The 14,668-nt window shown below is 62.1% G+C and carries 16 protein-coding genes; 6 read left to right on the top strand and 10 right to left on the bottom strand.

Annotated features, from left to right (window positions below; genetic code table 11):
* Nucleotides 1–14: 14 nt before the first annotated feature.
* From FEZ60_RS06240 to FEZ60_RS06230, 3 genes are all read left to right on the top strand, one after another.
* Nucleotides 15–866 (top strand): hypothetical protein, encoded by an 852-nt coding sequence (locus FEZ60_RS06240; protein ID WP_045068935.1) that lies wholly within the window; start codon nucleotides 15–17, stop codon nucleotides 864–866.
* A gap of 138 nt (nucleotides 867–1,004) precedes the next feature.
* On the top strand, nucleotides 1,005–2,375 hold the full coding sequence (locus FEZ60_RS06235; protein ID WP_045068938.1) for an HNH endonuclease signature motif containing protein: 1,371 nt from the start codon (nucleotides 1,005–1,007) through the stop codon (nucleotides 2,373–2,375).
* A gap of 229 nt (nucleotides 2,376–2,604) precedes the next feature.
* Nucleotides 2,605–3,429, top strand: coding sequence for a crotonase/enoyl-CoA hydratase family protein (locus FEZ60_RS06230; protein ID WP_045068940.1), 825 nt, complete (start codon nucleotides 2,605–2,607; stop codon nucleotides 3,427–3,429).
* Between the two features lie 14 nt (nucleotides 3,430–3,443).
* Here FEZ60_RS06230 and FEZ60_RS06225 read toward each other — a convergent pair whose 3' ends face one another.
* The 6 genes from FEZ60_RS06225 to pcaH are packed head-to-tail and all read right to left on the bottom strand — an operon-like array spanning nucleotide 3,444 to nucleotide 9,404.
* On the bottom strand, nucleotides 3,444–4,655 hold the full coding sequence (locus FEZ60_RS06225; protein ID WP_045068942.1) for an acetyl-CoA C-acetyltransferase: 1,212 nt from the start codon (nucleotides 4,653–4,655) through the stop codon (nucleotides 3,444–3,446).
* A 25-nt stretch (nucleotides 4,656–4,680) separates the two neighbouring features.
* The gene (locus tag FEZ60_RS06220) at nucleotides 4,681–5,505 is read right to left on the bottom strand and encodes an IclR family transcriptional regulator C-terminal domain-containing protein (protein ID WP_045068945.1); all 825 of its coding nucleotides are present in this window, start codon (nucleotides 5,503–5,505) and stop codon (nucleotides 4,681–4,683) included.
* On the bottom strand, nucleotides 5,502–6,683 hold the full coding sequence (pcaD, locus tag FEZ60_RS06215; protein ID WP_045068948.1) for a 3-oxoadipate enol-lactonase: 1,182 nt from the start codon (nucleotides 6,681–6,683) through the stop codon (nucleotides 5,502–5,504). The genes FEZ60_RS06220 and pcaD overlap by 4 nt, the downstream gene beginning before the upstream one ends.
* A complete protein-coding gene (gene pcaB, locus FEZ60_RS06210) occupies nucleotides 6,680–8,008 on the bottom strand; it encodes a 3-carboxy-cis,cis-muconate cycloisomerase (protein WP_045068951.1) in 1,329 nt (442 codons plus the stop codon). Before pcaB ends, pcaD begins: the two co-directional genes overlap by 4 nt.
* 12 nt (nucleotides 8,009–8,020) lie before the next feature.
* Nucleotides 8,021–8,692: a protocatechuate 3,4-dioxygenase subunit alpha gene (pcaG, locus tag FEZ60_RS06205; protein ID WP_045068953.1), complete on the bottom strand. Its 672-nt coding sequence runs from the start codon at nucleotides 8,690–8,692 to the stop codon at nucleotides 8,021–8,023.
* A complete protein-coding gene (pcaH, locus tag FEZ60_RS06200; protein ID WP_116102191.1) occupies nucleotides 8,685–9,404 on the bottom strand; it encodes a protocatechuate 3,4-dioxygenase subunit beta in 720 nt (239 codons plus the stop codon). The genes pcaG and pcaH overlap by 8 nt, the downstream gene beginning before the upstream one ends.
* Nucleotides 9,405–9,569: 165 nt before the next feature.
* Between pcaH and FEZ60_RS06195 the strand changes: the two genes are divergently transcribed.
* Together FEZ60_RS06195 and FEZ60_RS06190 are read left to right on the top strand one after the other, a co-directional pair.
* Complete coding sequence (locus FEZ60_RS06195) at nucleotides 9,570–10,316, top strand: CoA transferase subunit A (protein WP_033234061.1); 747 nt, start codon at nucleotides 9,570–9,572, stop codon at nucleotides 10,314–10,316.
* Entirely contained in the window at nucleotides 10,313–10,975 is a 663-nt protein-coding gene (locus tag FEZ60_RS06190; protein ID WP_033234062.1) for a CoA transferase subunit B, read from the top strand. The genes FEZ60_RS06195 and FEZ60_RS06190 overlap by 4 nt, the downstream gene beginning before the upstream one ends.
* A gap of 4 nt (nucleotides 10,976–10,979) precedes the next feature.
* Here the strand turns inward: FEZ60_RS06190 and FEZ60_RS06185 are convergent, their stop codons facing one another.
* The 4 genes from FEZ60_RS06185 to FEZ60_RS06170 form a co-directional block, all read right to left on the bottom strand.
* A complete protein-coding gene (locus tag FEZ60_RS06185; protein ID WP_045068958.1) occupies nucleotides 10,980–11,612 on the bottom strand; it encodes an alpha-ketoglutarate-dependent dioxygenase AlkB in 633 nt (210 codons plus the stop codon).
* 186 nt (nucleotides 11,613–11,798) lie between these two features.
* Nucleotides 11,799–12,929 (bottom strand): HoxN/HupN/NixA family nickel/cobalt transporter, encoded by a 1,131-nt coding sequence (locus FEZ60_RS06180; protein WP_033234064.1) that lies wholly within the window; start codon nucleotides 12,927–12,929, stop codon nucleotides 11,799–11,801.
* A 153-nt stretch (nucleotides 12,930–13,082) separates the two neighbouring features.
* Complete coding sequence (locus FEZ60_RS06175) at nucleotides 13,083–13,412, bottom strand: AzlD domain-containing protein (RefSeq protein WP_045068960.1); 330 nt, start codon at nucleotides 13,410–13,412, stop codon at nucleotides 13,083–13,085.
* Nucleotides 13,405–14,142 (bottom strand): AzlC family ABC transporter permease, encoded by a 738-nt coding sequence (locus FEZ60_RS06170; protein WP_084702972.1) that lies wholly within the window; start codon nucleotides 14,140–14,142, stop codon nucleotides 13,405–13,407. The genes FEZ60_RS06175 and FEZ60_RS06170 overlap by 8 nt, the downstream gene beginning before the upstream one ends.
* A gap of 79 nt (nucleotides 14,143–14,221) precedes the next feature.
* On the opposite strand from FEZ60_RS06170, the gene FEZ60_RS06165 reads away from it, so the two are divergent.
* Complete coding sequence (locus tag FEZ60_RS06165; protein WP_033234066.1) at nucleotides 14,222–14,662, top strand: Lrp/AsnC family transcriptional regulator; 441 nt, start codon at nucleotides 14,222–14,224, stop codon at nucleotides 14,660–14,662.
* Nucleotides 14,663–14,668 lie beyond the last annotated feature (6 nt).

Here is a 14,668-nt window from a genome sequence, read left to right as displayed (position 1 = left end):
CGAGGGGGACGTCGATGGCGGGTGAACGTCTGTGGCCTGTTGCAGATCGCGCGACGCGTGTGTTCTGGCGTGTAGTCGGCCGCAAAATCGACCTGTCCGAAGATACGTGGTTGCAAGCGCCGACAGCGGTGCGCGGTCCGGTGGAAGACAGTTGGATTCACGCCGAAGCGTTGCGTATCGGTGGCACGGTTGGTGTGGGGGCAGCGGTCGAGGGTCTCCTACCACGCATGGATGCATTGGCGGGGCCGGATTTTGATCCGTCGCGGTTGACGCCGTCCATCCGTGATTTCTACGAGCGAACCTCGACGTGGCGAATGCAGGCGTGGACACAATGGGCGCCGGGATTTGCGCCGTGGGGGTCGCTGGTCGAGCGGTTCTACGGTCGGCGCGTGCAGCAACTTGCGCTGCCCGTAAACCCGATGTCAGTTGCGTATGGTGTCGACAGTTCGATTACACGCGTAGCGGATGCCGACGGCAGGCATGCGGGTTCGGCCTGGCTGCGGACACTGCGAAAGTCAGGTGACTATCTCTTCAGTGGGTACTACCGAATCACGTTTCTGCCGAACAGTTCTCAACCCTGTGTCCATGTCTCGTTCCCGCTGGAGTCTGGGAATGTTCAGGTGTTCCTGCACCCCGAAGTCTGCGACGACGGTTCCCTGCTACTCACCTCGGGGCAAGGAGAATTCGGGGACATAGGGGCATACGTCACTGTCGTGGAGAATGGAAAGGTCTATGCGGCAAGGATTCCGATCCATGAGCGATTCCACGTGTTCGAAGACTCGGAAGGTGTTCTGCGAACCGATCACGAATTGCGTCTGTGGCGCGCCCGGGCCATGGCGTTGCATTATCGGATGGATCCTCGATAGGCGGTGGGGGAGTAGGGTGCCATCTCTCGTTTGATCAATACTCCTGGCTACAAGCAATATTCGGCCGAATGTGCCCGAAATATCCCTTGAATCGAAAAGGTGTTCGAGTATACTTGAGTCAAGGGTGGGGAGGCTCTGATGACTACGGTGAACGATTTTGTTTCGGTGGGGGATGTTGTCGCTGGTTCCGCGACGGGGGTGCGGGGCAGGTTGTGGCGGTTGCGTCCGGCTGAGGTTCGGGACGTTGCCGTTAGTGTGTCTGCGGAAATTCTTCGGTTGGAAGCGATTCGGGTTGCCGCAGTAGATGCGTTGGCGCTCAATCCGGATGAGCAGGTGCTGTGTTATCGAGGTTTGGGTCGGTGGTTGGCGGCGAATACGATGTTGCAGAATGCGGCCGGTAACAAGATCGCCGCCCTCGGTGCCGCACTGCGGGCATTCCCGGACATTACTGCCCAATTCGAGGCCGGTGACCTTTCGCTCGACCATGCGGCAATGATCGCCGCGTTCTGCGAATCCCCACCAAAAGGAATGCCCGACAGGGCGTTACCGTCCTGTATGAAGACTCTTCTCGCTGCGGCATCCGGCGTGGAGGCGACCACCATCAAACTCCGCTATGCGATTGCAGTTCTGGAGCGGATATTCGAATCCGACGACACCCCGCCCGGTGAGGACGACGATCTCAACGTCTTGCGGATTTCGCCGACGTTGAACGGTCGGGTCGCGATCAAGGGCGATTTCGACGCGTTGACCGGTGAAATGTTGTTATCGGCTCTCTCGGGTTTGTCGATGCCGAAACCGGCTGCCGACGGAACCCCGGATCAGCGATCGGCAGCCAAACGCACCGCCGACGCCTTCACCGAACTGATCCGCCGCTACCTCGACAACGCCATGACCGGTATCGACGGCGGTCAGCGTCCGCACGTGAACGTGCACATCACTGCGAAAGATCTTGCCGAGCATCGCGAATGCGCGACCATGCGCAGCAATACCGCATCGGATGATGGCGAGTTCTACGGCAGTGCCTTCGATGACGATGAGCCTGATGTCGAGGATCTCGATGTGGGATACATGCCGTGGATGGGACCACTCAGTGTGAGCCTGACCCGGATGCTCGCCTGCGACTGCATGCTCTCGACCGTCCTGATGGACGGCAACGGGGCACCGCTCGATGCAACGCCGCACAAACGCCTCGTCACACCGGAACAACGCACCGCACTGATTGCCCGGGACAAAGGCTGCGCCTTCCCCAACTGTGATGCCGTACCCGCTTGGTGCGACGCCCACCATATAAAACCCTGGTCGGTCGGTGGTCTGACGGTGATGGACAATCTCACCCTCCTCTGCCGAAATCACCATCGGTTGATCCACAGCACCAGTGGGTTTCGCGGTATCTGGGAAGTCAAGATGGGCGATGATCATAAACCGTGGTTCATCCCACCAGCTGCGATCGACCCGAAACAACGACGCCGACGCTCCACCACCCGTCAGGGACCAGTTCACCGAGACTGAATCCGGTTCCACCGGAAGTGAATACCGTGTGAGAGCTTCGCATCACCAGCTAGCCGGTGCGAAGCCCACACGCATGCGCGGGTTCGGGTATCTGTTTCTTGGTTCTCGGGTTCTTGATCGCGCGAACGGCTGACGATTCATTTTCCTGCGTGGCAGTGTGGACAGTGGCAGTGTGGACAGTGGCAGTGTGGACATAGGGATACTGTCCGCCGATAGTGAGGAAAGCACAGTGACCGACTCGGATCGCCCACACGGCGATGTTTATGTAGCGCGCGAGGGTGGCGTCACCACCATCGTCATGAATCGTCCCGACCGAAAGAATGCCGTCGACGGGCCGATGGCCGCGCAGCTGCGTGACGCATTTCTGGACTTCGAAGCCGATGATACTGCGCACGTCGCAATACTCTGGGGTGCCGGTGGAACTTTCTGCGCCGGAGCAGATCTGACGGCAGTGAATGATCCGTCGCGCTTGCATGAACTCGACCCGGAGGGCGGCGGTACGGGGCCGATGGGTCCGAGTCGGCTGGCGCTGTCGAAACCGCTGATCGCCGCTGTCAGTGGGTATGCGGTAGCCGGTGGCCTGGAATTGTCCTTGCTGGCCGATCTGCGAGTCTGTGAGGAAAACTCGGTCTTCGGTGTTTTCTGTCGGCGCTGGGGAGTGCCCTTGATCGACGGCGGAACCGTTCGATTGCCACGCATAGTGGGACAGGGCCGCGCACTCGACATGATCCTGACAGGGCGGCCCGTCGACGCCCAGGAAGCACTTTCGTTCGGGCTGGTGAATCGTGTTGTTCCGGTAGGTGACTCCTTGGCGGCAGCGCAAGAACTGGCGCAGCAGCTCACTGCGTTTCCGCAGCTGTGTATGCTGGCGGACCGGGTGTCGGCGTACCGGTCATTCGACCTTCCGCTCGCGGAAGCGCTGCGAGCGGAAGGTGCTGCTGGTAGTCCGATTGTCGCTGCCGAAGGTGCGCGCGGAGCGGCGGCCTTTGCTGCCGGGGCGGGACGGCACGGACGGTTCGAGAACGACGCTCAGCAAAACGACGCTAAACAATAAGTGCCGCGCGATTCTCAGCTGAGGCGTTCGAACACGGCAGCCAGTCCCTGGCCGCCGCCGATGCACATGGTTTCGAGGCCGTAGCGGGCTTCCCGTCGATCCATTTCCCGCAGCAGCGTGGCGAGGATTCGTCCGCCGGTCGCACCTACGGGGTGACCGAGTGAGATGCCGGAGCCGTTGGGGTTGATGCGGGGGTCGTCGGCTTCGAGTTTCCAGGTGCGCAGAACTGCAAGTGCCTGTGCGGCAAAGGCTTCGTTGAGTTCGATGACGTCCATGTCTGCCAAGGTGAGGCCGAGGCGGCCGAGTGCCTTCTCGGACGCCGGAACGGGGCCGATGCCCATGGTGCGGGGTGGAACACCGGCAACACTCCAACTGGCAAGGCGGGCAAGGGGACGCAGACCGAGTGAGCGTGCCTTCTCGGCGGTGGTGACGATGGCGAGTGCCGCGCCGTCGTTCTGACCGCTCGCGTTGCCGGCCGTGACGGTGGAGTCAGGGTCGATCTTGCCGCGCATGGGGCGAAGGCGGGCAAGGGATTCCATCGAGGTGTCGGCGCGCGGATGCTCGTCGGTGTCGACGAGGAGCGCGTCGCCCTTGCGCTGGGGTACGGAGACCGGAACGATTTCCTGGGCGAAGATGCCATTCTTCTGGGCGGCGACTGCGCGCTGATGAGACTGCACGGCTAATGCGTCCTGATCCTTGCGACTGATGGAGAACTCTGCCCGCAAGTTCTCTGCGGTTTCGATCATGCCTCCGGGAACCGGGAAATCGCGGCCGCCGGCAGTGACACGGGCGCGGGCCAGACGATCACTGAGCGCCACGGCTTCACCCTTGACGCCCCAACGCATTCCGGTGGCGTAGAACTCGGCCGCACTCATAGACTCGGCGCCGCCGGCGAGAACCAGATCGCTGCCGCCGGACTGAACCTGCATGACTGCCGCGATGATCGCCTGCAAACCGGATCCGCAGCGCCGATCCACCTGCATACCGGGGACATCGATGCCGAGTCCGGCATTGAGCGCAGCAATGCGGCCGATGGCCGGAGCCTCACCGCTCGGGGACGCCTGCCCCAAGATCACGTCGTCCACATCGGAACCGGAAATTCCGGTGCGCGAGACGAGTTCGGTGATCAAGGTGGAAGCGAGGTCTTCCGGTGCGGTGTCGCGGAAGACACCGCCGAAGCGGCCTACCGGTGTGCGGAGCGGTTCACAGATGACAACGTCAGGCATGAGTTCTTCCTTGGAGTGGGCTCGATCAGCGCGTAGCAGCCGAGTGATTGTTCGAGGATTGAGTACGGCCGAGATCGGCGGAGATCGCGTCGGCGGTGGCTATCGCAGCCGGAACAAGTTCAGCGAGAACCGCTTCGGTGCTGTAGCGGGCAGCCTGGGTGGAAATATTCACCGCGGCAACCACGGCGCCGTTGGCATCGCGAATCGGTGCTGCGAGCGATCGCAACCCCTCTTCGAGCTCCTGATCGACCACTGAGAAACCGTCGGCGCGAATCTTGTCGAGTTCGGCCCGCAGTTCTTCGGGAGTCGAGATGGTCTTGCCCGTGAGACGTGTGAACGAGACTCGGGACAGGTACTGCTCGAGTGCATCGTCTGGCAGACCGGCGAGCAGCACTCGCCCCATGGACGTTGCGTACGCCGGAAAGCGAGTGCCGATGGTGATGGAAACCGTCATGATGCGGCTGACCGGTACGCGGGCGACGTACACGACGTCGTCGCCGTCGAGGATGGAGACCGAGGTGGATTCCCGGACCTTGGCGGACAGCGCCTCCAGATGCGGTCCCGCGAGCTCGGGCAGCGACAGGCTGGACAGGTAGCTGTACCCGAGTTCGAGAACGCGTGGAGTCAGCCAGAACACCGAACCATCCGTACGTACGTATTGGAGCTCCACCAGAGTGAGCAGAAACCGACGCGCTGTGGCACGCGTGAGATCGGTGGTCCGGGCGACTTCACTGAGCGTGCGCCGGGGGTGCTCGCCATCAAACGCCTTGATGACGGACAGTCCGCGGGCCAGCGACTGCACGTAGTCGGGTGACGGCCCCGGCGACTGGTCGCTGTTGGTTTCGCTCATGGTGTCGTGTTCTCCTCGGGCTTCGGCGTGAGGTCCGCGAGTGCCTGCTTACCCAGCGCAAAAGCCTGATTGCTGTTCGGCACACCCGCATAGACCGCGGTATGGAGAAATACTTCCACGAGTTGATCCGGATCCATTCCGCTGCGCAGTGCGGCGCGGATATGCATGTCTAGTTCGTGCTCGTTGCCGACTGCGGTGAGTATCGCGAGAGTCAGCAGCCTGCGTGTGTGGTGATCGAGTCCGGGACGCGACCAAACGTCGCCCCAGGCGGTGCGAGTGATGAAATCCTGGAACGGCGCGGTGAACTCGGTGGTGCCGGCGATGGACCGATCGACGTGGGCGTCACCGAGAACCTGGCGCCGGACGGTCATCCCGGCCGCGACCGCGGCGCTGCGTTGAGCAACCGCGGGTGTATGCGAGGAAATATGCGCCGCAAGGAGTTTGGTGACGCGTCCGGCCTGCTCGACATTGGCGAGGTGCGCTCCGGGATCGACGACGTGCATCACGGAGTCGGCAATACCGTCGGCAATCGCTGCCAGGGTGGCCGGGGGAGTCGACGGATCCTGCTCACCCGCGATGAGGAGGGTCGGAGCCACGATTCGGGCGAGGTCGCCGCGGCCGTCCCAGACGGAGAGTGCTTCGCAGCAGGCAGCGTATCCCTCGTCGGGTGTTGCCTCGACCATCGCCACATGCCGCGCGACAAGTTCCGGATCGCTTTCGGCAAGTCCGGGTGTGAACCAGCGGCCGACAACAGCTGCGGCAATGGACGCGATGCCGTCGGTGCGGACGGTCTGCGCTCGATCGATCCACGGCTGGGCCGGGGCAAACTGCGAGGACGTGCACAGCAATGTCAAGGTGTCGACGCGAGTGGGATGGTGCGCGGCGATCCACTGGCTGACTGCACCGCCGAGGGAGAGTCCGACCAGGTGAACCGACTCGAGTTCGAGCGAATCGATCAGTGCGATGACATCTCCGGCAAGGTCCGCGACGGTGTACGGGCCGGCGGGTACCGGGGACTTACCGTGACCACGATGATCGACGGCGATGACGCGGTAGCGGTTCGACAGCGCATGGATCTGCGGCGCCCACATGGAGAGATCGGATCCGAGCGAGCCGAGGAACACAACTGCGGGAGCGTCGGGATTGCCGGTCTGGTGAAAGTTGAGCGCGACGCTCATCGGGGTCCTCCTGTGGGGCGTGCGGCGAGGGCTCGGTCGACCAGGTCGGTGGCGTGGCCCAGATACTGTGCTGGATCAAGAAGTTCGGTAAGTTCGGCAGCGGTCAGGTGTTCCGTGATTGCCGGGTCGCGGTCCAAACGCGTGCCGGAAGCGGCTGCGGCGGTGACGATGTCACGAGCACGATCGGTATGCGCCGAGAGTGCCTTCGTGACCCGTTCGGCAAGAATCAAACCACCGGTGATGTCGAGGTTGCGTGCCATCGAATCGGTATGCACCTGCAAGCCGGCAAGACTGACGGACAGTTGATGTGCCGCTCCGCCGGTCAGACGCAGGAGATCTGTGACGGTTTCCCACTCCGCATGCCACGGACCGGCCGCCCGCGCGAACTCGTGATCCATGTTGGACAGCGCTGTGGCGACGAGTGCGGGAACACGCCGCGCCGCCGCACGGGCGGTAACGGCGGCAACCGGATTCTGCTTGTGCGGCATGGCGGATGAGCCGCCTGGAGTTTTCTCGGCAACTTCGGAAAGCTCCGTCGATGCCATGACTGTGATGTCTGTAGCCGGCTTGGACACGGCCCCAGCGACGATGCCGAGGGTGGTTGCCAGTTCGGCGATGGTCACGCGATCGGTATGCCACGGAACAAGCTGCCGAGCCAAGCCGAGTTCGTCGGCAAAAGCGTCGGCGAGTGCGAGACCGTTCGGATACGACGCGGCGAGTGTGCCTGCGGCACCGCCGAATTGAACGGGCAATGTCGACAGCACGGTCTCGAGTCGATTGGCAGCGGCGTCGAGTGCGGTGAACCAGCTTGTTGCCAGTAGCCCGAAGGTGGTCGGAAGTGCTTGTTGCCCCAGGGTTCTCGCCACCATCGGCGTCGAGCGATGGAGTCGGGCGAGGTGAGCTGCAGAGTCGGCAGCCCAGGTCAGATCTGCGAGTACAACAGAGCCTGCGCGGCGCGTCAGCAGCATGAGTGCGGAATCCATGATGTCCTGGCTGGTGGCGCCCGGGTGAACAACATTGCCAGGTATACCGTCCTGAGCAACACGTTCACGCAGAATCTTCACGAGCGGGATCACCGGATTACCACCCGAGGCAGAGGCGCGACCCAGTGCGACGATGTCGAGCCCACCGGGTTTGGACAGCTCTGCGGCAGCAGCCGCCACAGCGGCGCACTGGTTACCGTCGGCCAACCCGATCGTGGCCGCCGCACAGCTCAGTGCGGCTTCCACGTCGAGCAACGCGGTCACCCACGCCTGGTCTGACAGATGCTCGGATACCAGGGTGGCACCGAACACCGGATCGAACAGTGCGCCGCGAGTGGACATGTGTACTCCTCTTTACAGCTCGAAGAAGGGCGTCTCGACGCCGTCGGCGTTGTCGTCCTGAACATAGACCGTCCAGGAGTACCCACCGTCGACCTTTGTTGCAACCAACTTGGCGCGTTCGGTTTCGGTCAGCGAACTCAGCACCGGATCGGTCGCGTGCGCGTCTGCGTCTTCCGGGAAGTACAACCGAGTGACCAGGCGATCGAGCATGCCGCGGGCAAAAATCGAGACGTTGACGTGGGGAGCTTCGTCAACCTCGGTTTCGGTGGGCAGCGCGCCGGGCTTGACGGTGTGGACCAGGGCAGTTCCGGTGGGATCGGCTGCGCTGCGGGCGAACCCACGGAAGCCTGCCGGGGTGAGCTCGACTGCGCCGCGGGGATCGTCGGGATGGTTGAAGCGCCCGAGCGTATCTGCCTGCCACGTCTCGATCATCGCGTCAGCCACTGGTGTGCGGTTGCCGTCGATCACTGTGATGGCGAGCGTGATTCGGCCAGGAGCGTCGGAAGGGGCCGCGTCGGGTCCGTCCGTCCAGGGGAGGCCGATATGCCAGTACGGGCCGACAGTCTGCGACGGCGTGACTCCGAAAGGTGCCGTGGTGAAATCGCCGGGGACGACAGGGTATGTCGGGGCGAGCGAAGCGACGGGGAATGTGGCTGGTGCAGGCTTCGCAGTTTTGTCAGTCATCGTGGTCTTCCTCGTTCTCGAATACGGAAGCGTTACGTCCGCGCAGGACGATGTCGAAGCGGAACCCGAGAGCCCAGTTGGGTGCTGTGGCGGTGTAGTCGAAGACGCTGACCATGCGATGACGCGCTTCTTCAGGTACGGCGTTGTAGATCGGGTCCTGGAAGAACATCGGGTCGTCGGGGAAGTACATCTGCGTCACCAGGCGCTGCGTGAATGCCGTACCGAAGAGCGAGAAGTGAATGTGGGCCGGGCGCCACGCGTTGTCGTGGTTCATCCACGGGTAGGCGCCTGGCTTGATGGTGGTGAACGAATAGTGGCCGTCGGCGTCCGTCACACAACGGCCGAGACCGTTGAAGAACGGATCGAGTGGAGCCGGCCAGTTGTCACCCGTGTGGCGGTAGCGTCCGCCGGCGTTGGCCTGCCACACCTCCAGAAGGGTGTGGGGGACTGGCTTGCCGTCACCGTCGAGGACACGGCCGTGAACCACGATGCGCTGCCCTTGTGCTTCGCCTCCGTTGGCGATGGTCAGATCGTTTTCACCAGCGCTGACGCGGTCCTCACCGAAAACCGGCCCGGTCAATTCCGTGAGGCGCTGCGGGAGCAGCTTCAGCGGTTGCTTGGGGTGGCGGAGGGAGGTGGTCTTGTAGTCCGCGAAATCAGCCGGGGCGTTGACGCCGGTCGGCCGCTGGTACCTCGGCGGTAAATGCAGCATGGGGAACCTCGTCGTTCGATTACGTGTTCGCAATGTGTACAGGTGATGCGCTCTGCGAACAGACTAGTTCGTTGTTGTGACCCAGGCAATGCCGGGGGCGAGAAATGTTCGTGATCCGCACAGGGGTTCACAATACGTACGGCGCGCGCTACTGTGATCGACATGATGGACAAAGTCATTCCCACTGCAGCCGAGGCCGTCGCGGACGTGCCGGACGGCGTCACGATCGCTGTCGGAGGATTCGGGCTCGTCGGAGTGCCCGAGATCCTCATCAACGCTCTGCTCGAGCAAGGCGCAACGTCACTCGAGACCGTGAGTAACAACTGCGGCACTGATGGATTCGGCCTCGGGGTGCTCCTCGAGAAGGGGCGGATTCGCCGGACCGTCAGCTCGTACGTGGGCTCCAACAAGGAGTTCGCTCGCCAGTATCTCGCCGGTGAACTGGAAGTGGAGCTCACTCCGCAGGGCACCCTCGCTGAGCGCATGCGCGCCGGTGGCGCAGGTATCCCCGCGTTCTTCACGCCCGCTGGTGTCGGCACCCAGGTCGCCGACGGCGGCTTGCCGCTCCGCTACGACGGAAGCGGCGGCATCGCAGTTGCTAGCCCGCCCAAGGAAACTCGTGACTTCGACGGCGTCACCTATGTGATGGAACGAGGTATCGTCGCCGACTACGCCCTGGTTCACGCCTGGAAAGGTGACCGGCACGGCAATCTCGTCTACCGAGCAAGCACTCAGAACTTCAACCCGGCCGCGGCAACATCCGGTCGGATCACCATCGCTCAGGTGGAACACCTCGTGGAACCCGGCGAACTCGACCCCGCCGAGATCCACACACCAGGCATCCATGTCCAGCGAGTTGTCCACGTCGGCCCCGTGACGGTCGGCATCGAGAATCGGACGGTACGAGCATGACACTGACAAACGAGGCGGGCCAAGCTCCCACCAAACTCACCCGTGAAGAGATGGCTGCGCGGGTCGCTCGCGAACTCGAAGACGGCCAGTACGTGAACCTCGGCATCGGCATGCCGACGCTGGTTCCGAACTATCTGCCCACCGACATCACCGTTGTATTGCATTCGGAGAACGGCGTTTTGGGTGTCGGGCCGTATCCGACCGAGGATGAACTCGATCCCGAACTGATCAATGCCGGTAAGGAAACCATCACGGTGCTGCCAGGCGCGTCGTTCTTCGACTCGTCCGCGTCGTTCGGCATGATTCGCGGTGGCCAGGTGGACGTTGCTGTCCTCGGGGCCATGCAGGTCAGCGCCACCGGTGATCTCGCGAACTGGATGATTCCCGGTCACATGGTCAAGGGAATGGGCGGCGCGATGGACCTGGTCCACGGCGCCAAGCGCGTCATCGTGATGATGGAGCACGTGTCGAAGAAGGGTGAGCACAAGATTGTCGAAGAATGCTCCCTTCCACTCACGGGCAAGGGTTGTGTGCAGCGGATCATCACCGACATGGCGGTCATCGACGTGACCGCCGACGGTCTTCGCCTGGTCGAAACGGCGCCGGGAGTGAGCGTCGACGACGTTGTTGCCGCCACCGGAGCAAAACTGCTCGTCTGACGGTTCAGCGGACTCCGCGAGTGCGGAACTGCACGCTGATCCGCGGGCCGAGGGCGCGAGCGCTCTTGGGTACAGCGTGCTCCCACGTCCGTTGGCACGAACCTCCCATGACCAGCAGGTCGCCGTGCCCGAGGTTGAAGCGGATGGACTCACCGCCGCCGCGGGGACGAAGAAGTAGCGGGCGGGCAGCACCGAGCGACAGGATGGCTACCATCGTGTCCTCGGTGCGGCTTCGCCCGGTGTCGTCGCCGTGCCACGCGACGCTGTCGCTGCCGTCGCGGTAGAAGCACAGGCCGGACGTGGTGAACGGTTCGCCCAGTTCGCTGCGATAGTGGCTGCTCAGAGCGTCCTTCGCCTCGGTGAGCAGGGGATCCGGTAGTGGCTCGTTCTCGTTGTAGAAACACACCAGTCGCGGAACGTCGACCACGCGGTCGTACATCTGCCGCCGTTCGGCACGCCAGGGCACCGATCGTTCGAGGGTATCGAACACGGCCTCCGATCCAGTGAGCCAAGCCGGCCTGTGGTCGACCCACGCGCCCGCGGTGAGTGTCCGTCGTTGCAGGGTGTTGTCGAGGTCAGCCAAGGAAACACCCAGGTCGACATTGTCGAACAGTGACGGTTGCATGGCGCTGGACATGAAGATCAGACTACACCCAAAGCTAGAACATATGTTCGAATTCTCGAATGACGTGTGGCCATCAAATTAGGCGGCCCACCTCCCGGCGAGTGACAGCCGGGCGGCAGGCCTGTTGCGGCTGACCCCTCGCTCCGAAATCTCCGCCGCAATCGGTCAATACCCCGGAAGGCTGCTCGCGAAACACGCCTACGTCGCTTCTTGCCCCGCCGCCGCGGCAGATTGCGCCTGCCACCGCTCTTCGACGCGTCCCAGCTTCCATACGGCAATCGCAACAAGCCAGGTGATCGCAAACAGCCCCACGATGATGAAGCCCATCGCGCCCCAGTCCAGGCTGCCGATCGTGCCCAGGATTCCGGTGTGAATCTCGAGCTTCTCGGTGAAGATCGAGATGATCTCCTGCACTCCGATGATGAGGGCGACGGCAACAGACAAGCCGGTAATCACCATGTTGTAGTAGATCTTTCGGACCGGCTGCGCAAACGCCCAACCGTAGGCAAAATTCATGAACGAACCGTCGATGGAGTCGAAGAGGCACATCCCGGCGCAGAACAGAATCGGCAGAACGAGAATCGAATACCATGGTAATCCCGTCACAGCTGCGCCGCCGGCGATGACGAGCAAGCCGACCTCGGTTACGGTGTCGAACCCCAGGCCGAACAGTAATCCGACTGGATACATGTGCCATGGCTTGCGGACCGTTTTCATGACCGGCCCCAGAATCTTGTTCAACGCGCCGCGGCTGTCGAGTTCCTTCTCGAGTTGTTCTTCGTCGAACGTTCCGGCCTTGTATTTTGTATAGACCCGGTGAATTCCGATGAGGGACACAAGGTTCAGGAGGCCGATCAGGATCAGGAATGTGCCCGAGACAGTGGTTCCGAACAATCCGGCCCATTTCCCCAGGTCGGAATTCTCGTCAGAGAGGGTGGACGCTAGCCGTCGTACGCCCAGCGCGAGCAGTGCAACCATGACAAATACGATGGTCGAATGGCCGAGTGAGAACCAAAACCCCACGGACATGGGCTTTTTGCCATCGGCAACAAGCTTGCGTGTTGTGTTGTCGATGGCGGCGATGTGGTCGGCGTCGAAGGCATGTCGCATTCCGAGCGTGTAGGCGGTGACGCCCAGTCCGACGCCGAACGCGCTGCCCTCGACGGTGTAGTGCCCGGGAACGACCAGGCCGAGCAGCACTGCCCAGCCGACGACGTTGAGCGTGACGACCGTGGCCGTCATTCCGATGATGCTGCGTCGCTGGGAGCGGTCCAGGCTCGTCCACGCTGCGACGAGTTTGTTTCCGGTCGAGTGTGTATCCGTCGTCATCGAACGTCACCGATTTCGTGTGGAGGGTCGGCGGGCCTGACACGGAAAAATGTCATAGATAAATCGTATAAGTGTTCAACTGTTCAGATAAGGGCGTTCTTGTTACAGATTGCCCATCAGGGAGTAAAGGTGCTTTGCTGCCTGATGGGAAAGTCAGGCGAAGATCGTGTTCATCAATGCGACATACATCGCGGTCCCGACGACGATGCTCAGCACTGCGTTCTTTCGCCACAGATGGATTGCGGCGGTGGCCGAGACGGCGATCAGTTCGGGTAATCCGTGTGAGGGCCCGGTGACGGAGACGTTCTTCAGTGAGTACATCACCAGGATCAGCATCACTCCCGCCGGCATGTAGATGCCGAGGTACGCGACGAGGGCCGACGAGCGCAGTGGCTTCAGGACGGCAAAGGGTATGGCGCGCAACGCAAAAGTGACGACGGCCATGATGGCAACGGCGCTGAAGATGTACGTGGTGTCAGGCATCTACTGCTGCTTTTCGGGAGGTGGCGAAGTATCGGATGATCAGGAAGGTGACAAACCCGCCCATGGCGATCGGTAGGACATGTTCGGGTGCGATGAGGCGGGCCACCAGTGCGCAGGTGACCGCTGCCGCTGGGACGGTGTAGCCGCTTTGAGCTCGCATCGATTCGATCGACAGGACGACGAACAGGGCTGTGAGCGCAAAGTCCATTCCGACGATCGAATCGGGAATCCATTGTCCCGCAGTAGCTCCGAGAATTGCTCCGCCAACCCAGTAGCCGTGCAGGAACAGTTGCGAGAAGACGATGACCCGGCCGGAGAGGGCTTTGGGATCGGTTGTCACCGACATGGCATACGCCTCGTCGGTGAGAGCGAACATGCTGTAGAAGCGTGCAAACGGATTCTGCACCTTGTTCAGTGGGAAGCTCAGCGCATAAAAGACGTGCCGAAAGTTGACCAGCAACGCGGTGAGTGCGACGTAAGGCAGGGGAGTCATCGCGGCGACCATGCCGACGGCAATGAACTCGAGCGATCCGGCATAGATCAACGAAGTGAAAACCAGTGCCCACCAAGGGTTCAGGCCTTGCTGCACAACAAGCACCCCGAGGGCGATGCCGAGTGGCAGGAGTCCGATGCCGACCGGCAATGACAATGCAAAGGCGCGTCGCCACGCCGGGCTCTGGCGCGCGGCATCGACGGCAGTTGCATCCGCTGATGTTGAAGATTCGATCACCACAGAAATGTAGTACAAAGTCCGCGGTTGACGATTGCCCAGAATGCGCGGAATTCAGACTTTGCGCAATAATATCCGCATGGATGCCATGGATGACGCAATTTTATTCCACCTCCGTCAGGACTCCAGTCTGACCAACACCGAATTGGCTGATCTGGTGGGGCTGACGCCGTCGCCGTGCCTGCGCCGGGTCAAGAAACTCGAGGCCGACGGAGTCATCACCGGTTACCGGGCAATCGTCAGCCCCGAGGCGCTCGACCGCGGATTTCAGGTGATCGTGACCGCCGAGATCGGCGTCAACGACCAGGCGACCATCGAGGACTTCGAATCACGCGTCGCGGCTTTCGACGAAGTGATCGAATGTCGACGGCTCTTCGGGATCCCCGATTACTTCATTCGCGTCGCGGTGAAGGATCTCGCGACATACGAACAATTCATGGCCACCAAACTCAGTGGCCTCCCCGCTGTGTCACGGGTGACCTCGCTCATCACGATGAAAACCATCAAGAGTGTGGACTGAGATTTT

The sequence above is a fragment of the Rhodococcus sp. MS16 genome (assembly GCF_013277795.1).
GTDB classification, from domain to species: Bacteria; Actinomycetota; Actinomycetes; order Mycobacteriales; family Mycobacteriaceae; genus Rhodococcus_F; species Rhodococcus_F globerula.
This window is presented reverse-complemented; position numbering and strand designations above follow the sequence as displayed.